Annotated in this window: 16 protein-coding genes; 7 read left to right on the top strand and 9 right to left on the bottom strand. The window is 62.5% G+C overall.

The genetic code is table 11. From position 1 onward, the window contains the following. Window positions 1-32: 32 nt before the first annotated feature. The 4 genes from G486_RS0101120 to G486_RS0101105 form a co-directional block, all read right to left on the bottom strand. A complete protein-coding gene (locus G486_RS0101120; protein ID WP_027013868.1) occupies window positions 33-218 on the bottom strand; it encodes a hypothetical protein in 186 nt (61 codons plus the stop codon). Window positions 219-517: 299 nt separating this feature from the next. Beyond that, on the bottom strand, window positions 518-769 hold the full coding sequence (locus G486_RS0101115; RefSeq protein WP_027013867.1) for an RNA recognition motif domain-containing protein: 252 nt from the start codon (window positions 767-769) through the stop codon (window positions 518-520). A 60-nt stretch (window positions 770-829) separates the two neighbouring features. After that, window positions 830-1,099, bottom strand: coding sequence for a translation initiation factor IF-1 (infA, locus tag G486_RS0101110; RefSeq protein WP_027013866.1), 270 nt, complete (start codon window positions 1,097-1,099; stop codon window positions 830-832). A gap of 38 nt (window positions 1,100-1,137) precedes the next feature. Then, window positions 1,138-1,356, bottom strand: coding sequence for a hypothetical protein (locus G486_RS0101105; RefSeq protein WP_027013865.1), 219 nt, complete (start codon window positions 1,354-1,356; stop codon window positions 1,138-1,140). A gap of 742 nt (window positions 1,357-2,098) precedes the next feature. Here G486_RS0101105 and mutS point away from each other — a divergent pair. Then, entirely contained in the window at window positions 2,099-4,690 is a 2,592-nt protein-coding gene (gene mutS / locus G486_RS0101100; protein WP_027013864.1) for a DNA mismatch repair protein MutS, read from the top strand. A 54-nt stretch (window positions 4,691-4,744) separates the two neighbouring features. Continuing rightward, on the top strand, window positions 4,745-5,575 hold the full coding sequence (locus G486_RS0101095) for a proteasome-type protease (RefSeq protein ID WP_027013863.1): 831 nt from the start codon (window positions 4,745-4,747) through the stop codon (window positions 5,573-5,575). A 216-nt stretch (window positions 5,576-5,791) separates the two neighbouring features. Here G486_RS0101095 and G486_RS0101090 read toward each other — a convergent pair whose 3' ends face one another. Next, the gene (locus G486_RS0101090) at window positions 5,792-7,684 is read right to left on the bottom strand and encodes a methyl-accepting chemotaxis protein (RefSeq protein WP_027013862.1); all 1,893 of its coding nucleotides are present in this window, start codon (window positions 7,682-7,684) and stop codon (window positions 5,792-5,794) included. A gap of 650 nt (window positions 7,685-8,334) precedes the next feature. On the opposite strand from G486_RS0101090, the gene G486_RS21265 reads away from it, so the two are divergent. Together G486_RS21265 and G486_RS0101080 are read left to right on the top strand one after the other, a co-directional pair. Continuing rightward, complete coding sequence (locus tag G486_RS21265; RefSeq protein ID WP_084454949.1) at window positions 8,335-9,228, top strand: alpha/beta fold hydrolase; 894 nt, start codon at window positions 8,335-8,337, stop codon at window positions 9,226-9,228. Beyond that, on the top strand, window positions 9,228-9,815 hold the full coding sequence (locus tag G486_RS0101080; RefSeq protein WP_027013861.1) for a P-loop NTPase family protein: 588 nt from the start codon (window positions 9,228-9,230) through the stop codon (window positions 9,813-9,815). The genes G486_RS21265 and G486_RS0101080 overlap by 1 nt, the downstream gene beginning before the upstream one ends. Window positions 9,816-9,917: 102 nt before the next feature. On the opposite strand, the gene G486_RS0101075 is transcribed toward G486_RS0101080, so the two are convergent. After that, window positions 9,918-10,745: an undecaprenyl-diphosphate phosphatase gene (locus tag G486_RS0101075; RefSeq protein WP_027013860.1), complete on the bottom strand. Its 828-nt coding sequence runs from the start codon at window positions 10,743-10,745 to the stop codon at window positions 9,918-9,920. A gap of 161 nt (window positions 10,746-10,906) precedes the next feature. Here G486_RS0101075 and G486_RS0101070 point away from each other — a divergent pair, with 161 nt between their 5' ends. The 3 genes from G486_RS0101070 (at window position 10,907) to G486_RS0101060 (ending at window position 14,526) form a co-directional block, all read left to right on the top strand. Then, window positions 10,907-11,197 carry a PsiF family protein gene (locus G486_RS0101070; protein ID WP_027013859.1) on the top strand — a complete coding sequence of 97 codons (291 nt, stop codon included), beginning with the start codon at window positions 10,907-10,909 and terminating at the stop codon, window positions 11,195-11,197. A 530-nt stretch (window positions 11,198-11,727) separates the two neighbouring features. After that, on the top strand, window positions 11,728-13,890 hold the full coding sequence (locus tag G486_RS0101065) for a c-type cytochrome (RefSeq protein WP_027013858.1): 2,163 nt from the start codon (window positions 11,728-11,730) through the stop codon (window positions 13,888-13,890). A 315-nt stretch (window positions 13,891-14,205) separates the two neighbouring features. Further along, the gene (locus G486_RS0101060; protein ID WP_034386225.1) at window positions 14,206-14,526 is read left to right on the top strand and encodes an ArsR/SmtB family transcription factor; all 321 of its coding nucleotides are present in this window, start codon (window positions 14,206-14,208) and stop codon (window positions 14,524-14,526) included. A 160-nt stretch (window positions 14,527-14,686) separates the two neighbouring features. Here the strand turns inward: G486_RS0101060 and G486_RS0101055 are convergent, their stop codons facing one another. From G486_RS0101055 to G486_RS0101045, 3 genes are read right to left on the bottom strand one after another with little or no spacing between them, the layout of a single operon-like run. Beyond that, window positions 14,687-15,328 carry a HupE/UreJ family protein gene (locus tag G486_RS0101055; RefSeq protein ID WP_027013856.1) on the bottom strand — a complete coding sequence of 214 codons (642 nt, stop codon included), beginning with the start codon at window positions 15,326-15,328 and terminating at the stop codon, window positions 14,687-14,689. A 47-nt stretch (window positions 15,329-15,375) separates the two neighbouring features. Then, the gene (locus tag G486_RS0101050) at window positions 15,376-17,463 is read right to left on the bottom strand and encodes a TonB-dependent siderophore receptor (protein WP_027013855.1); all 2,088 of its coding nucleotides are present in this window, start codon (window positions 17,461-17,463) and stop codon (window positions 15,376-15,378) included. Between the two features lie 16 nt (window positions 17,464-17,479). Beyond that, window positions 17,480-19,048, bottom strand: coding sequence for a PepSY-associated TM helix domain-containing protein (locus G486_RS0101045; protein ID WP_027013854.1), 1,569 nt, complete (start codon window positions 19,046-19,048; stop codon window positions 17,480-17,482). Window positions 19,049-19,122: the final 74 nt, after the last annotated feature.

Here is a 19,122-nt window from a genome sequence, read left to right as displayed (position 1 = left end):
CGCATGCGTTTGCCGAGCGCGGCAGGGGCGGTTCACCCGAGCTTGGCGCGCCCCCGGTAATCCAGGTCTTTGCCGCAATAGGTCTCCCGGGCTCGCCAGTCCATCTGAATCGGACCCGCATGCTCCGGCGGGTAGGTGATGCGTTCTTGCGCACGTTTGAGCTCCCACTGCTTCGGTGCCACGATGCGATGGACGGTGCTTTCTTTGGTTTTACTCATGAAGGTGTCACTTTCGATCAGGATTAGAGGCCGCTCCAGACGGTACCCTCATACAGCCGGACAGTCCAGGCATATGCTTTGCGGAGCAGTGCTTGCCTGTGGCACAGCCGCCGAAGCGCGCTGGGCTGCTGCGCCCGATGCCCCAGTTTCCTGGAGTCCGCACGTGCCTTGTCCGATCCTCAAATCAAAAAGGCTCCCATTGCTTGCGCGATGCGAACCTTTGGTGCGTGCTGACGATCTCTGCACTGGCGCAGCGCGCCGAACAGATCACCTACACGTTCTTGAAAAAGGGAGCCGAATTACTTGCGGGCGCGGGCAAATGCCACACCCAGCGAGCGGCCATCCAATGGCTGGTCATGGAGCTTCTGGATTGCCTCTTGGGCTGCCGATTCGGAGCCCATTTCAACGAAGCCGAAGCCGCGCGAACGGCCGGTGTCACGCTCCAGGATGACCTGTGCAGAGGTGACATGTCCGCAGCTCTCGAAGTGATTGCGCAGCGAGTCGTCGGTGACGGAATAGCCAAGATTGGTGATGTAGAGATTGGTTTGCATATTGCTCTTTCAATGTGAGGCCTGCCAGAAAGGGCAGGCCAGTGGAGGTTCGACAGGAATCTATCGACGGCGTCTTTGGGGAGGACGAGGGCCTGTGGAGCCTGAGCGTGTCTCGATATGGCGAAACGTCACCCGGCCCTTGTTCAGGTCATAGGGAGACATTTCCAGCGTTACCTTGTCGCCGGCCAGGACACGGATGCGGAACTTGCGCATCTTCCCGCCGCTGTAGGCAATGAGTTGATGACCGTTTTCCAACGTGACACGGAAGCGCGCGTCGGGTAGCACTTCTTCTACCCGGCCCTGCATTTCGATCAGTTCTTCCTTGGCCATGCGTCTCCTTTGAGTGTGATGTGGCGGACAGTCCAGCCCTAGCTCAACTGCTGGCTCAGCACCATGCTCCGGCCTTCGGACAGCGCATAGTTGGAGGCCAGCAATTCAGTGGCGAACCTGGGGATGAAGCGGAAAACACGGTCGTATTTACCGCGGCGTATGGAAACAGCGGCGACAAATCCACCGCAGTCGTTGGCAAAGGGGAGAGGGGTGACCAGGTAGCGGCCAATCTGCTCTTTGGTATTTTTTTGCAGCATGTAGGTGATGGCGCGCGAACGAGCGCATGCCATCGATCAGAAAGGGAAGCGGCCCAGAGTAGGGCGAGAGAGACAAACCCCAAACAAGGGGCGGAATCTGCCAGGGATTCGCCAGGGGGAGAGTGACAACCGCAGGGCTTCGTCAGGGAAGGTGCGGATACCGGCGGCCAATGGGCGGCGTGGGTGTCAGACAAGCGCTGTCGGGGCGAACGACGGAACAGCGAGTCCGGCTAATGTACATGGGTGCGGAATAACCTTTGTTTGGCACTGTTATCGAGCCCTGCATGGCAAGCTCGCTCGCACTGAGATGGCCCCTTGCCTTCCCGGATGCGCTCCATGGCTTATCTTTCACCTGGGCGTGGGCATTTGACGGGACGTGCAAGATCATCGACGTCGTCATTGCCCGAGACCCGTGCGGGCGGCGCTGGCATGCCGCTCCATCGACAATAATGTGCGTCCCGGCAAGTGCCAGCGATTGCCTGGCCTGCCGTGCATTGAAGCCCATATCGCCTCCCGGACGGCGCAGGTTTCTGATCGCCGGCCAGAAGGCCGGCATAGATTTTTCTTTCAAGCCACTCGATCTCCTGCGTCAACACCGCCAGCGCTGCTGGAGCGGGATGCGCAGGGGCAGAAAGCAGAGGCGGGCGACAGCGCCCCCAATACATTGATTTCAAACGATATGGGTCAGGCAACTCCAAGCAATCTCCAACCTGAACAAGCACCGTTGGCTGCACACACACCGATGATGCAGCAGTACCTGGGCGTCAAGGCGGACTACCCGGACACCCTGGTCTTCTACCGCATGGGCGACTTTTACGAGCTGTTCTTCGGCGATGCCGAGAAGGTCTCCCATCTGCTCGACATCACGCTGACCACGCGCGGGCAGTCGGCCGGGATTCCGATTCCCATGGCAGGCGTGCCTTTCCATGCGCTGGAGAACTACCTGGGCCGGCTCATCAAGCTCGGCGAGTCGGTGGCGATCTGCGAGCAGGTGGGCGAGGTCGGTGCCTCCAAGGGCCCGGTGGAGCGCAAGGTGGTGCGCGTGGTCACGCCAGGCACGCTGACCGACAGCGAACTGCTGTCCGACAAGAGCGAGGCCATCTTGCTGTCCCTGCATACGGCCGGGCGCCAGCGCTGCGGCCTGGCCTGGATGAGCGTGACCCAGGGCCGCATTCACATGGCCGAATGCGCGCAGGACGAGCTCTCGGGCTGGATCTCGCGCATCGCGCCCAGTGAGCTCATCTACAGCGCAGGCGTGACCGAGCGTTTCGAGCAGGCCTTGTTCGATCTCAAAAGCGGCGGCTCCATTGCCTGTCCCTTGTCGCCGCGCCCCGACTGGCAGTTCGACTCCGGCCTGGGCGAGCGCAAGCTGCTTGAGCTTTTGGGCGCGGCCAGCCTCAAGGCCTGGGAGGCCGAGGACCTGGCCCTGGCCCATGCGGCCGGCGCGGCCCTGCTGTCCTATGCCGAGCACACGCAAGGGCGCAGCCTCTCGCACATCCACGCCGTGCAGGTGCAGCGCGACGATGAGCTGATCGCCCTGCCGCTGACCACGCGCCGCAATCTGGAGCTGGTCAAGACCCTGCGCGGCGAGGATTCGCCCACGCTGTTCTCGTTGCTCGACACCTGCATGACGGGCATGGGCAGCCGCCTGCTCAAGACCTGGCTGCTGGAGCCGCGCCGCGACCGCAGCCAGGCCCGGGCCCGGCTGGAGGCGACCCAGGTCCTGCGCGGCGCCGAGGGCCGGGGCGGCATGGCCGCGCCCTGGCAACAGTTGCGCGAGCAGCTCAAGGGCGTGAGCGATGTGGAGCGCATCACCGCACGCACGGCCTTGCGCCAGGTGCGCCCGCGTGAGCTTGTGGGCCTGGGCAAGACGCTACAAAAAGCGCAGCTGCTGGCGCAATCCGGGCAAGCGCCTGCGGCCTATCTGAACCAGATCTTCAGCGACCTGCAGCCACCCCAGGGCTGTGCCGAGCTGCTGATGGCGGCGATTCTGGAGGAGCCTGCGGCCCTGGTGCGCGATGGCGGCGTGATCGCCAATGGCTTCGATGCCGAGCTCGACGAGCTGCGCGCCATCCAGAACAACTGCGACGACTTTCTGCTGGAGCTGGAAGCCAAGGAAAAGCTGCTCACCGGCATTCCCAATCTGCGCGTGCAGTTCAACAAGGTCCACGGCTTCTACATCGAGATCACCAACAGCTACAAGGACGCCGTGCCCGAGCGCTACCGCCGGCGCCAGACGCTCAAGAATGCCGAGCGCTACATCACACCCGAGCTCAAGGCCTTCGAGGACAAGGCCTTGTCGGCCCAGGAGCGCGCGCTGCAGCGCGAAAAATTCCTCTACGAGCAGCTGCTCGACCAACTGCAGCCGCATGTGCCCGCGCTCACGCGTGTGGCCCAGGCGATTGCGTCTCTGGACGTGCTGTGCACGCTGGCCGAGCGCTCGCTCACGCTCAACTGGTGCGCGCCCGAATTCGTGGGCCAGCCTTGCATAGAGATCGAGGCCGGCCGCCACCCCGTGGTCGAGGCGCGCATGGCCGAGACCTCCAGCGGCAGCTTCATCGCCAACCACACGCGCATGAACGCCAACACGCGCATGCAAATCATCACCGGCCCCAACATGGGCGGCAAATCGACCTATATGCGCCAGGTGGCCTTGATCGTCCTGCTGGCCAGCATGGGTGCGCATGTGCCGGCCGCCAGCTGCCGCCTCGGCCCCATAGATGCCATCCACACGCGCATCGGTGCGGCCGACGACCTGGCCAATGCCCAGTCCACCTTCATGATGGAGATGACCGAGGCCGCGCAGATCCTGCACTCGGCCACGCCGCATTCGCTCGTGCTCATGGACGAGATTGGCCGGGGTACCAGCACCTTCGACGGCCTGGCCCTGGCCAGCGGCATTGCCAGCCAGTTGCATGACAAGACCCGCGCCTTCACGCTGTTCGCCACGCACTACTTCGAACTCACCGAGCTGCCGGCCAAGGCTCGCGCCGCCGTCAACATGCATGTGAGCGCGGCCGAGTCGGGCAACGACATCGTGTTCCTGCACGAGATACAGCCCGGCCCCGCAAGCCGCAGCTACGGCATACAGGTGGCCAAGCTCGCGGGCATGCCCGCCGGCGTGCTCCACCATGCGCGCCATGCGCTGGCCGCGCTCGAAGCCCAGGCCGACGAGGGCCGGCTGCAGGTGGACTTGTTCGAGGCACCCGAGATGCCCGAGCCCGCCGCCGCCCACAGCCCGCTGGCCGAGGCCCTGGCCGCGCTCAACCCCGATGCGCTGAGCCCGCGCGAGGCGCTGGAGGAACTCTACCGGCTCAAGCGGCTTGCGGCCTGAGCCCGGCAAAAGCCTGGAACTACACTTGCAGCTTCGCTGTCCTCAAGGCGCTCCATGACTTATTGCGTAGCCATCAAACTCCATGCGGGCCTGGTCTTTCTGTCGGACTCGCGCACCAATGCGGGGCTCGACCAGATCGGCTCCTCTCGCAAGATGATGGTCTATGAGAACCCTGGCGAGCGTTTCATGGTGCTGCTGTCGGCGGGCAATCTGTCCATCACCCAGTCGGTGCGCGAGCTGCTGGAGAGCCAGCAGCTGCGCGACGAGGCCACGGGCGAGCTGCTGACCATCTGGAATGTGCGCAGCATGTTCGATGCGGCCCGTGTGCTGGGCGCGGCCGTGCGCCATGTGTACGAGCGCGACGGCGCGGCCCTGTCGCGCTCGGGCGTGGACTTCAACATCTCGCTGCTGCTGGGCGGCCAGATCCAGGGCGAGAGCATGCGCTTGTTCCAGGTCTATTCAGCCGGCAATTTCATAGAGGCAACCAATGAGACGCCTTATTTCCAAATCGGCGAACTCAAATACGGCAAGCCCGTGCTGGACCGCGTGATCACGCCTTGCACACCGTTGGGTGAGGCCACCAAGTGCGCGCTGCTCTCCATGGACAGCACGCTCAAGTCCAACCTGTCCGTCGGCCTGCCCCTGGATCTGGCAGTCTATGAAAACAACAGCTTCACCTCCGACAAGGTGATCTGCATAGACACGAGCAATCCCTATTTCCGCATGCTGCACGATAGCTGGGACGAAAAGCTGCGCCAGGTATTCGACAGCATAGAAGACCCCGACTGGAGCGGCGCTAACTCCATGGCCTCCATCCTGGTCCAGCCGGGCCAGGCCCAGGCATTAAGAGTGTGTTCACGACCTCCTCGCGGCACGCCTGTGTAGAGATCGTGAACACGTTCTAAGCAAGGTCGGCGCTCCCGAGAGCGCATCCCATGCTGGCCAGGCAATGGGCCAGCGGCCGCCCGTAGCCAGCACTGCCCCTGAAAAGCACTGATCATGAGTGCCGTTGGCACGGTTCTTGGCGCTCTTTCACGCCAGCAGCCTGGCCTTGCGCCCCGCGTGGGGGCCTCTGCGACCCATGTCTGATGTACGGCTGGCTTAAACCGACAGGTGCAAGGACTTGTCCCCGAGCTTGAAGGCCGCCACCTCGCTGATCAGGCGCTCGGCCTGTTCACGCAAGCTGGCGGCGGCGGCGGCCGACTGCTCGACCAGGGCCGAGTTTTGCTGGGTGGCGGCGTCCAGCCCAGCGACCGATTGATTGATGCCCGAAATGCCGTGCCCCTGGGTCTGGGAGGAATCTCTGATCTCCTCGATGATCTGAGCCACCTTGGCCACGGCGTCCAGCAACTCCTGCATGGTGGCGCCTGCGTGCTCTACCTGCTGCGAGCCGCTACCCACCTGAGCCACGGAGTCGGTGATCAGCAGGCGGACCTCCTTGGCGGCCTCGGCCGAGCGCTGCGCGAGACTGCGTACCTCGGCGGCCACCACGGCAAAGCCACGCCCTTGCTCACCCGCGCGCGCGGCCTCCACGGCTGCGTTGAGCGCCAGGATATTGGTCTGGAATGCAATGCCATCGATCACGCCAATGATGTCAGCGATCTTGCGCGATGCGCTGTTGATGCCATCCATCGTCACCACGACCTGCTGAAACGCCGTTCCGCCACGCGCGGCCACCCCGCGCGCCGTCTGCGCCAGCTCGCCTGCGCTACTGGTTGCCTGGGTATTGGCCTGCACGCTGTCCGTCAATACGGACAGCGATGAGGCCGTCTGCTGCAACGCGCTGGCCGCTTGCTCGGTGCGCTGGCTCAGGTCCAGATTACCCTGGGCCACTTGGGAGCTCGCAACGGAAATCGAATCGGCCGCCTGACGCACCGCCCCCACCATTCGTTCGAGCGAGGAGACAAAGCGGTTGAACGCCGTGGCCAATGCGCCCACCTCGTCGCCGGTCTCCACGGGCATGCGTCGGCTCAGATCACCATGTCCATCTGCAATCTCCTCCAACATACGCGATGCGCGTCCCACGGGACCTGCGATGGCGCGGCTCACCCACCAGATCACGAGCAGGCCTATGCCTCCACCGATCACGCCTGCCACGATCGAGGTCAAGGCAATGGTTTGCCGCACGCCACCCAGCACCTGGGTCTCGGGCAGCTCCGCGATCACGTACACGTCCAACTCAGGCACATAGGACGATGCAATGATCTGGCGGCCAGACGGTGCGTCATACATCGCGTGGGCGAACCTCTCACTACCCAGCAAGGAGGCGCTCAGCTCGGCATTAAAGCCCGGGCGATCCTTGAGCAAGTGCTTTCCGTCCACCAGGCTCGGATCGCGGTGCACAAGAATGCTGCCGTTGCCCCGCACCAGATAGACCGAGCCGGACTGCCCGATCTTGTGCGAGCGCACGGTCTCCGCCAAATCATCCACCGAAAGGCCCAGGCCGGCCACGCCCAGCTTGCCCTGACCCGCGTCGAACCTGGCGTTGATATACAGCATATAAACGCTTGAGCTCGGATCCTTGTCGATCACCACGACTTGCGACTGCCCGCTGGCCAGCAGGTCATAAAACCACTTATCGCCCTGGCTGTCGGCGGCCAGCCTGCGAACCAGGCCCTGTTCGCCAAAATACTGCCCGGTCGTGCCGGACACCCAAAATACGGAAGAAGCCCCCGCCTGCTGCTTGACTGCCTGGGCATATTTAATCCAGGCGTCATTGCCCTCCTGCGGCTCTCCGGCGGCTTCCCAGTCCAGTAGAAAGCTATTGCCAGCCACGGACTTCGCCATGGCCAAAGGCCTGCCTATCTGGCGCAGGATATCGTTGCGAATCTCGCCCACCACGGCAGGAAGCTCCTGCCCAACCACGCGCTCACGCAGGCTGGCGCCCGTCAACACAAAGCCCAATACAGTGGAAATAGCCACAAACAGCAACAAGCACGCCATCATGCTGGACATGAGCTTGTGCCGTATTGACAAATTGCGAAACACGTGCATGAAGGCTCCCGATTGTTAATAAGCGTGTCTCATACAAGACACAAGATGCAAAACACACAGATAAAAACATATTCGCACGCCTGCGAGAAGCCAATCTCTCGAAATACACCAAAGCAAGCGCTTTTCTGTGCCTTTTCGAAGGAAGACTTCGTCAAGACAGTCAAAAAATATCCAGCGAAGAAATAAGCCTCAAGGAAAAATAATCACTGCATTTCATCAAAATCAATTCATGCTGCTTGGGTATTTTTAGCAACCAATATAAAGACCATCATCCAAAATATAAGAATCCATAAAAGCCCATATACAGCATGCATTTATCCAGATAATTGATTGGAAAATCATTTATTTTTATTTATAAAATATAAATTTCTCATGCTGGCACCATGAATTACCTCACTGCTTCCCTCCTCAAGCCATCGGCCCTCTTTACCGGCTTGGTAAACGACTTGCGGCAAGGGTCATCGCAGCTCTCATAGCAGTGCGAATATTTATCAACAACAATCACCGGCTCACGGCATGCCCACCATCCGTCCGGTACACATACTTGCCCAAGAGTTACCGCTACTGCATGACAGCGCCCGGCGACAGCTTCTCACTGTCGCCATGCTGGCGGCAGCGTCTCTTACAAGTCTCGCGAAACCTTCACCACCATGACCATTTCCCACGCCAGCGCGCTACCCCGCCGTACTCAGGCACCCGGCCCACACCAGCAAGACGGACCTCTGTCCCTGGTGTTTTCCCATGCCAACAGCTTTGCCTTGCCCACCTACAAGCTGTTGATGGAGCTTCTCGATCAGCGCGGCATAGAGGCGCGGGGCGTGGAGCGCTTTGGCCACGATCCGCGCTTTCCCGTGACCAATAACTGGCCACATCTGGTGGAGCAGCTCGCCGAGTTCACGCGGGCCGAGGTCGCACGCCAAGGCATGCCGGTCTTTCTGGTCGGCCACTCACTGGGGGGCCTGCTGAGCATCATGGTCGCCTCCCAGCACCCCGAGCTTGCGCGCGGCGTGCTGCTCATCGACTCGCCCCTGGTCAGCGGCTGGCGTGCCAACGCCTTGCACGTGGCCAAGCGCACCCAGCTCGTGGGCTCGGTCTCGCCGGGCAAGATCAGCCAGCGCCGGCGCAACCACTGGCCCAGCAATGCAGAGGCCCTGGCTCACTTCAGTGCCAAGAAGGCCTTTGCCCAGTGGCATCCGCAGGTGCTGAGCGACTACGTGCAAAGCGGCCTGGTCGATGCCAACGGCCGGCGTGAGCTGTTCTTCACGCGTGAGGTGGAGACCGCCATCTACAACAGCCTGCCCCACAACCTGCAGACCATGCTGCGCCGTCAGCCGCTGCGCTGCCCTGCGGCCTTCATCGGCGGACGCGCTTCGGTGGAGATGCGCCAGGTCGGCATGGACTTCACCCAGCACCTCACGCGCGGGCGCGTGACCATGCTGGACGGCGGCCACCTGTTTCCCATGGAGCGCCCCCATGCGACGGCTGCGGCCATCGAGGCCAGCCTGCTGAACCTGCTGGCCACGGAAAGCAGCCAGGCCCGCTGATGGCGAGTGCGCCGCCCGCCACCACACCGGCTGTACGCGCCCTGGTCATAGGCACCAGCGGATCCGGAAAGACCCGCCTGGCGCAAGATCTGGCCGCTGGCCTGGGCTGCACGCACATCGAGCTTGATGCACACCACTGGGGGCCCGATTGGGCGATGGTGCCGACCGAGCAGTTTCGCGCTTCGGTGGCCCGGGCCCTGGAAGAAGAGGGCGGCAAGAGCTGGGTGGCCGATGGCAATTACAGCGCCGTGCGCGATCTGCTGTGGCCCCAGGCCAGCCACGTCATCTGGCTCAACTACGGCCGCGCCACCATCTTCCCGCGCGTGCTGTGGCGCACCGTGAGCCGGGCCTTTCTGGACACCACACTCTGGCATGGCAACCGCGAATCGCTGCGCATGGCCTTTTTCTCCAGGGACTCGATACTCCTGTGGTCCTGGAACAGCTTTCAACGCAACCGCAGCCGCTATGCGGCCCTGCGCGAATCAGGCGAATACCCCCATCTGCAGTGGCTGGAGCTCACGCATCCAAGCCAGGCCAAGGCTTTGATCCAGGCCCTGACCACGGGCTCAAGCATTCAAAAAATATAGCTGCAAGCACTTGCCAGAAGGCGATTTCAATCAAAAAACCATTTGAAACCGCCACCTGGCAAGCGCTAGGCGCTATGAACATTTATTCAGAATCTGCAGGGCTCATGCCTCGTTCCAGCTCACGATCCCGGTGCCGGCCGTGACCAGCACCACGATGCCAAAGGCAATGCGATACCAGGCAAAAGGCACGAAGCTGTTGCTGGAGATATAGCGCAGCAGCCAGCGCACGCAGAACCAGGCGCTGATGAAGGAAAACAGCAGGCCCACGGCAAACAGCGGAATATCGGCGGCCGACAGCAGGGCGCGTTCCTTATAGAGGCTGTAGACGCCCGCACCTATGAGCGTGGGAATCGCAAGAAAGAACGAAAAATCCGTGGCCGCCTTGCGCGACAGGCCCATGAGCATGCCGCCGATGATGGTCGAGCCGCTGCGGCTGGTGCCCGGCACCATGGCCAGGCATTGCACCAGGCCGACCTTGAGCGCGTCCATGGGCGTCATCTCGTCCACGGTCTGCACGCGCGTGGCCGCAGCGGGCCGGCGCTCGGCCCACAAAATGATGAAGCCGCCCAGGATGAAGGTCGTGGCGACCACGGTGGGCGTGAACAAATGCGCCTTGATGAGCTTGCCGAAGATCAGCGCCAGCACCACGGCCGGCAGAAAGCCGATGATCACGTTGAGCGCGAACTTCTGTGCCTGACGGCTGGACGGCAGCTCCACCAGGGTGCTGCGGATCTTTTGCCAGTAGACCAGTACCACTGCAAAGATGGCTCCGGTCTGGATGGCGATATCGAAGACCTTGGCCTTTTCATCATGAAAGCCCAGCAGAGAGCCCGCGAGGATCAAATGGCCCGTGGAGGAAATGGGCAAGAACTCGGTAAGTCCTTCGACAATGCCCATGATGGCAGCCTTGAGCAGCAAAAGAGTGTCCACGCGAATGTCCTGTTGAGTCCCAAAACCGTCCATTATCGACCCGGGCCGAGCCTGCCCGGACGAGAAATCCTGCGTTGCCAGCCTGGGACATTGCGTGTGCTGCGGCACTGTGCTGCAATCCGCTGGCGCTGGCTATCGGCGTGCTCTCCATCAATAGCATCATGAAAAAACTCATTGTTCTGGCGGCTGCTTCCCTGGCTTGCAGCATGGCCTTCGCTGCCGAAGGCCAGAAAGAAGGCAAAGCCCCCACGGCCCAGCAAAAGCTCATGGGCACCTGCAATACAGAAGCCACAGGCAAGAAAGGCGATGAGCGCAAGGAGTTCATGAAGGCCTGCCTGTCCGATGGCAAAAAGCGCCAGCAGGAACGCATGAAGAGCTGCAACGCCGAAGCCACGGGCAAAAAGGGCGATGAGCGCAAGGCCTTCATGAGCGAATGCCTGCGAAAGAACTAACGATCTAAGCCCTGGACCGTCCTGTGCGGGCCGCGCATTGCAAGACGCGGCCTGCTGCCCCTGCGCAACCGCTGCACCAGCTGCCAGGGAGCCGGCCCATGCCGGACAGAAAATCCCGTGGGAGCTGGTGAAAATCAGTCATTCATGCATGCATCACAATAATTAAGCTCGCATTAAATAAAAAATTAATACACCAAATCCATCGGAAAAGTATTCATCCGGTTTTTGAAAAAATCTAGAATTTTTCGCGTCCCATTTCAGACCTGCCGAAATCATGCATTTCACGGTTCGGAATTACATGGGTGAAAATCATGAAAATATTTAAAAACAACAGCTTGCATGAAAAATACCCCGGGCTTGTCTCCGGCCGGTACGCTCTCGGGCCATCTCCCGTATACATCGTCTGGTGGTAAATAAACCCGGCGGCATGATTGCTGATGAATATCAAAATCGATATGCATATCAGAATATAGCGAAGTAAAAAACGTATTATTGGGCACCCTACATAACAAGCATTTGGGGGAAAGCCCATGAAAACCATTTGGAAATACAGCGTCCTGCCTTTGGCGGCAGCGGCGCTGGCCGCTGGCTGGCACCTGGCCGGCGCAACCGACAACATTCCCCAGGTCATTGACGACCTGCCCGCCAACTACGCCGCCGATCTGCCGGCCGATCAGCGCGCCCTGATCGAGCGCGGCCGCTATGTGGCCCGTCTGGGCGACTGCGTGGCCTGCCATACCGGCACCAAGAGCCAGCCCATGGCCGGCGGCCTGGCGCTGGAGACACCTTTCGGCAAGCTCTACTCCACCAACATCACGCCCGACAAGGGCACCGGCATGGGTGGCTACAGCTTCGAGCAATTCGACCGCGCCATGCGCAAGGGCGTGGCCGCAGACGGCCGCAACCTCTACCCGGCCATGCCCTATCCGTCCTACGCCAAGATGACCGAGGACGATATGCAGGCGCTGTACGCCTATCTGATGCAGGGCGTGGAGCCGGTGCAGGCCGACAACAAGCCCTCGGAGATGGGCTTTCCCTTCAACCAGCGCTGGGGCCTGTCGCTGTGGAACTGGATGTTCCTGGACAGCACCCCCTTCCAGCCCCAGGCCAGCCAAAGTGCCGAATGGAACCGCGGCGCCTACCTGGTGCAAGGCCTGGGTCACTGCGGCGCTTGCCACACCCCGCGTGGCGTGGCTTTCCAGGAAAAGACCATGACCGGCGAAGGCAAGAATGGCGTGCACTTCCTGGCCGGCGAAATCGTCGAAGGCTGGCGCGCCCTGAGCCTGCGCAATCTGTGGACCCCCGAGGAAACCGCCGAGCTGCTGAAGACCGGGCGCAACCGCCACGGCACCGTCTCCGGCAATATGGTGGACGTGGTGCAGCACAGCACCCAGTACATGACGGACAGCGATCTGCTGGCCATTGGCACCTACCTCAAGGCCCTGCCGGCCGGCAAGGCCGACCTGCCCATGCAAGTGGCCCAAGGCCCTGCACCGCAAATCGCCATTCCGGCACGCGCCGTGGGCAGCACCGAGGCCCTGGTGGCCGCCAATGCCGCCCACTACAACGTGCCTGCCGACCTCTACACCACCCGTGGCGGCCTGGGCTATCTGCAGTTCTGCGCCGACTGCCACCGTGCAGATGGCGGCGGCGTGAAGGACGTGTTCCCGCCCCTGCAAGGCAATCGCTCGCTGCGCGGCGGTGACCCCAGCACCCTGGTGCACATCATGCTGACCGGCTGGACCACACCCGTGACCCAGACCCACTCGCACCCGCTGACCATGCCCTCCTTCGCCCAATTGGGTGACCAGGAAATTGCCGACATCCTGAACTTTGCGCGCCGCAGCTGGGGCAGCAAGGAAGCCGCCGAAATCAAGGCCAAGGACATTGCCAGCCAGCGCAAGCAACTCAATGCCCAGCCCGACAACTCGCGCCCCTTCGAGACGCCTCGCCTGGCCAACATGCTCAAGGAAGAGAATGCCGAGCAACTGGTCTACGGTGCACGTCTGAACATCGAAACCCGTGACCTGCTACCCAAGAACGTGGGCAATGCGCTGAACTGCGCCAGCTGCCACTTGAACGCAGGTACCGTGGCCGATGGCTCGCCCTATATCGGCGTCTCGGCTTTCTTCCCCAGCTACGCGCCGCGCGCCGGCCGCACCATCACGCTGGAAGACCGCATCAACGGCTGCTTCCTGCGTTCCATGAACGGCAAGCCCCTGCCGCTGGATTCGGAAGAGATGAAGTCCATGGTCGCGCTGTTCGACTGGATGCGCAACGAAACCAAGCCCGAAGACAAGGTCGAGGGCCGTGGCGTGGGCAAGATCAGCCAGGACATCATCCCCAACCCCGAAAACGGCCAGAAGATCTACACCGCCCAATGCGCCATCTGCCACGGCAGCGACGGCGAAGGCATCAAGAATGCCAAGGGCCAGTGGGTCTACCCACCGCTGTGGGGCGATGAGTCCTTCAACCTGGGCGCAGGCCTGGCCCGTACCTACACGGCTGCGGCCTTCGTCAAGCGCAATATGCCGATTGCCATGCACAACAAGTTCCCGCTGGGACAAGGTGGCCTCAGCGACCAGGAAGCCGTGGACGTGGCCGAATACTTCAGCCACAAGCCGCGTCCGGACTTTGCCAACAAGCACAAGGACTGGCCGAATGGCAAGAAGCCTGCCGATGCGAGGTATTGACCCCGCCTGAGGCGCTCACGCACCTGCGTAGAGATCGTGAACACGTTCTTATGGGGTTCGTGTGGCTCGCAAAAAAGGGGATTGCAGATGCCGTCCCCTTTTTCGCGTCCGGGCCACCCCAAGGGAAAAGCGGCTCCCTTGGGGAGCGTGGGGGCCTCGTTTATTTTTCGCAGCCAAAGACCTGATGCATGTTCTTTGCAATACGCCCAGTCGGGGATTGGCCCGAACGTTAAGGGACGGTTATAAACTATCGGTTTCGACGTATGAAGCTGTTTGCGATTTAAAATCGTCGTATACGAAGGTGAATAACGTACTATGAGTAGCAGCATTGATGATCTGGAACTCGGCGATGACAGCGTTTTCGAGAGCGCCGCTGAGCTGTTCCGTGCCATGGCAGCGCCCATGCGTCTCAAGATCATCAGTGCGTTATGCAATGGGGAGAAGAACGTATCGGAGTTGCTGGGAACGATTGTGACCACCCAGCCGAATATGTCCCAGCACCTCAACACCTTGTATCAGGCCGGTGTTCTCGGCCGCAGGCGTGAAGGTGTGAGCATTTATTACTTCATCGCCAACGACAAGGTCGTGCAAATGTGCCGCAGCATCTGCACGCAAATCGCCATAGAGCAGGGCTAGTAATTCACCCTGGGGCTGAGGCAGTCCGGCCATGGCATTTGGCTTCATCTGCAGTCAGTCCGGACGGGGCCTCCGATGCATTCGGCAGCGAGTGCGCCAGGCCAGTGCCCTGGCGTTTCGCGCGGACCCGCTTGGCGGGTCCCCGAAATGGCTTCTCGCCTCAAGCCAGCAGGCCCATGGTCTGGTCGATGCTGAACCACAGGCCCACGATCGTGATCAGTGCCCCCGACAGCAGGGCCGCTCGCGCGAAGCGCGGGGCTTCGAGCTTGTTCAGCATGCAGGCAATGCCGAACATCACACCCCACTGGATGAGTACAAAGCCCAGCAGGTAGGCGGTGAGCACCGAGGTCTGTGCGCCCACAATGGACTCCCCATAGGCATAGCCATGGAGCAGGCCGGCAATGGGCAGGGCCACCCAGAGCAACTGGCTGGGCGCGAGTCTGCGCGACCATACCAGGGCGCCGGCCGCGAGCACGGACAGGGCGATCAGCAGCTCCGATCCGGGCAAGTCCACGCTTTGAAGATGCACCACGGTGCCGAGCACCGAGGCCAGCACGAATGCGGCGCACAGGCCGGCGCGCAAAGTGGCTCCAAACCTTGCAATCAGGCAGGCTGCCGCGACGATGAAGGCCAGATGATCGAGGCCGATGACGGGATGAGCGAGTCCCGAGATCAGGCCTTGGGCAAAGGTGTTGGGCAACTGTCCCTCCATGCCGTGATGGGCATGGGCGCTGATCGAGGACGTGGCCAGGACAAGAGCAGTGATCGAGGTGAGCGCGCGTTGCGCATGGGGGTAGGCCATGAGGACTCCTTGGGGTGATGAAACGGGTGGGCGACCGGGGCGCTCCATTACAGGCGCAGCTCCAGCCCCATGAACAGCTGCCTGGGCGCGCCCACGCCAATCGTGGTGGCGTTGATGGCTCCGGTGTAGTAGCGGCGGTCCAGGGCGTTGCGCAGGCTGGCGGAGACGATCAGGCTGTCTGTGGCACGGTAGCGCAGACCGAGATCGACCAGCGTATAGGCTGGTAACTGAAAGCTGTTGTTGTCCGTACCCTGGCGCTCGCCCACATGGCTGGCGCCTGCGCTGGCGCTCCAGCGCGACCACTCGCCGGGGAAGTTGTAGTCGGCAAACAGGCCCAGCGCATGCTTGGGTGCATTTGGAATGCTGTTGCCGCTGTACTTGTTGTCGATCACGAACTTGGCCTCGGCCAGATAGGCGTAGTTCAGGGCCAGGTTCAGGCCCTTGAGCGGGCGGCTGTGGATGGCCAGCTCCAGACCCTTGCTGCGCTGCAGGCCCGACAGGCGCGAGTAGGAGGGATCCTCCGAATCGATGACTTTGAGGTTTTGCTTGTCCAGCTTGAAGGCGGCGGCCGTCACAAAGCTCTTGGCCTCGGGCAGGTCGATCTTGATGCCGGCCTCCCATTGCCTGGATTTTTGAGGGTCGAAGCGGTTGCCGAAGCGGTCGGTGCCGTCCTGGGGCATGAAGCTGCGGCTGTGGCTGAGGTAGGGCGACAGCCATGGCGTGGGGTGGAACACGATGCCCAGTTGCGGGGTCATGCCGCTGGCATGGTCTCCGGGCTTGCCGGAGTCGGGATTCTTGGAGTCCACCTTGTCCCAGCGCAGGCCTGCGAGCAGCGTCAGGCTGTCGCGCCACTTGATCATGTCCTGCAGGTAAAAGCCCTGGCTGTCATCGCGGTTCGCGTAAAGGGAGTTGAGTGTCTGCTTGCCGTTGGCCGGGCGCGTCGGCGCGTAGACGGGCTGGTAGATGTTGATCGGGTCTGCGGCCCAGCGCAGATTGGTGCGCCGATTGGTGAACCTCTCGAACTCGGCTCCCATGAGCAGGCGGTGGCTGAGATCCCAGGTCCTGAAGCTGCCTACGGCCTCGATCCGTCCGAGGTTGCCGTTCAGGCTGGCATCCCAGTCCCCGACCTGGCGGTTGAGCAGGCCATCGAGTCCCACGGGCGAGTTGTCCGCGAGGAACCACATATAGGTGCGCTCTTCCTTCTGCTTGGAGTGCACCAGGTCGGCGCGCACCTGCCAATTCGCATTCAACTGATGGCGCAGGCCGATGGACATCTGCGTGTCGCGGAAATTGAACTCGGCCCAGGGCTCGCCCAGAAAGCGCGAGCGCGGCACATCGGCAAAGCCGATCTCGCCGTCGGGCCGCTTTGCGAGTACGGTGCCGCGGTCGCCCGTGCGCCGGTCCGAGTAGGTGCTGGCCCGCAGCGTGAGCAAGGTATCGCGGCCGGCATCGACCTCAAGCTGGGCCGACAGGCCTTTGGAGCGCCCGGAGACCTGGTCGCGAAAGCTGTTGCCCTCGCCGTGCAAGGCCTGTACGCGATAGCGCACGCTGTCGCTGATGGGGCCGGTGATGTCCAGCGTGGCCTGGCGCTGCTGGTTTTCGCCGAGCCTGAGCTTGGCCGAGGCTCCGAAGCTGGCCTGGGGCTTGCGGCTCACGATGTTGACCACGCCGCCTGGCTGCAGCGCGCCATACAGCACGGATGCGGGGCCGCGCAGAAACTCTATGCGCTCAATGTCGTACAGCGGGACCTGGCCGTATTTGCGGTAGCGCAGGCCATCCCGAAAGTAGTTGCTGCCAGCCGCCAGCTGAAAGCCCCGCGAGCTGAAGAACTCGCCCGAGTTGCCGAAGTTGTCCGTGCCGCCCACGGTGGCTGCATAGCGCAGAACGTCCGACAGGCTGGTGGCGCTGCTGTGTTCGATCACCGATTCATCCACCGAGGTCACGGTGAACGGGGTTTCCATGGCGCTGGCCGGTAGGCGCGTGGCCACGCTGCTGGAGATCGCATCGGCCGTTGCACGGACCGTCACATCCTCCATGACGGGCTGGGCATCCGTTGCCGGCTGGGCCTGTGCCCAGGCCGTCTGGCCCAGGGTCCACAAAGCGGCCGCAGCCAGGGGGTGGCGGCAAGATTTCATTGATGGGTCCTTGAAATTAATGGAAGTTGCGTTTTTTGTGCTGCTGCCAGGCAGCCATGAAGCAGGTTGCGGCCAGTGCCCAGCAGGACAGGGCGATCCACCGGGCCTGCTGCTGCCCGCGCTGCCAGTCCGGCGCAAAGCCGCCGCTGGCGGCCGCCGAAGTCAGGGGCAGGGCCAGCAGGAGCAGGGCCGTGAGGGCCCAGCCTGCGGACCAGGCCCGGCGTGTGGACTTGTCCAGGCTCAGGCACAGCGCCACAAGACCCCAGATCAGCAGAAAGGCGATCAGCTCCACCGCCACAGGGGCGCTCCCCAGCAGATCGTGCGAACCCACGAAGCGCAGCCAGTCGAGGCCGTGCGGCAAAGCGCTGCCCCAGGCGGTCCAGCGCAACTGGCTGGCGTGTGCGGACAGCAGCAGGGTGATGAAAAGGCCCAGGCTCATGCCGGCGTTGACACGCGCCATCCAGGGCGCTGCGGTTTGGGCGGGCGTGCGCCTGGCTTGCGCATCGGCCTTGCGAAAGCTCCAGACCGCGAGGCCCGAGAAAACCAGGGCGCTACAGACAGCACCCATGAGGAAATAGGCCAGCAGCATCCATTTGCCGCCAAAGTAGCCGTAGTGCAGCGGCCGCATCATGGCCAGAAGCCGGGCGCCCAGGCCTTGCTCGCGCCGGTCGACGACATCGATGGCGAGTGCGTCCTCGGCCTGCATCACGACCATGCTTTGCCCGCGCTGCACCAGCGCCAGGCCCGGCAGGTCGCCTTGCACGCGCACCGAGGATGCGGCTTGTCCATAGGCGGAAAAGTTCATGTGCGTGGGCCGCAATTGCGCAAAGCTCGCCCGGGCCTGCTCCAGAAAAGCGCTCGGTGGCAGTGGTTGTGCCAGGGCCTGCAAAGTGCCGGGCATCAGCGTCCTGGGAGGCGGGTTGCGCAGCCCGAACAAGGACTCCAGCCCCAGCCAGGCCCCGGTGAGCGCAATCAGCAAATGAAACCAGAGCAGCCACACCGCCCCGGCCTTGTGCAGGTCGGCCCAGGCCTTGCGCGGGCTTGCACGCAGGCGCAGCTTGAAGAGATCGCGGCCCAGGCGCCGCCAGTGAAAGATGAGGCCGGAGAGCAGCGAGATCAGCATCAGCAGGCCGAGTGCACCCACGATCCAGCGTCCGACGCCTCCCATCCACAGGCCTGCATGCAGGCGCTGCACGAAATCGGCAAAGTCCGAGGGCAGGCCTGCATGCACCTCGCCGGTATGCGGGTTCAGCCAGGCCCGGCCCGAGGCCAGGCCTTGTCCGGGAAGACTGAACGAGTAACTGTGGATGGAGTAGGCGTCGGCAGGAAATGCCAGAAGCCTGGGAGTCGCTCCGGGATAGTGCTGCTGGAAATGCGCGAGGGCTTGATCGGGTGACAGGCCGGGCAGGCTTGCGGGGTGGCTGACCAGGGTGGGGTTGGCCCAGGCCTTGATCGCATGCTTGTAGACGACCAGGGTGCCGGTCAGGCAGATGACGAGCAGCAGCCAGCCGGCCACTGCTCCAGCCCATCGGTGGGCCGCGTAGACCCAGACCATGGGCGATACCACGCCATGCGTGCGCGCCATGCAATACCCAGTTTCCAATAATGGCCTGCAACCCGAGACCGTTTGTACAAACAGAGGGCGCAAAGCCTGCCGGG

Origin of the sequence: Comamonas composti DSM 21721 (assembly GCF_000429845.1) — a bacterium.
GTDB classification, from domain to species: domain Bacteria; phylum Pseudomonadota; class Gammaproteobacteria; order Burkholderiales; family Burkholderiaceae_C; genus Comamonas; species Comamonas composti.
Note: the sequence above shows the minus strand (reverse complement) of the source record. Positions and strands in the feature narration are given on the sequence as shown.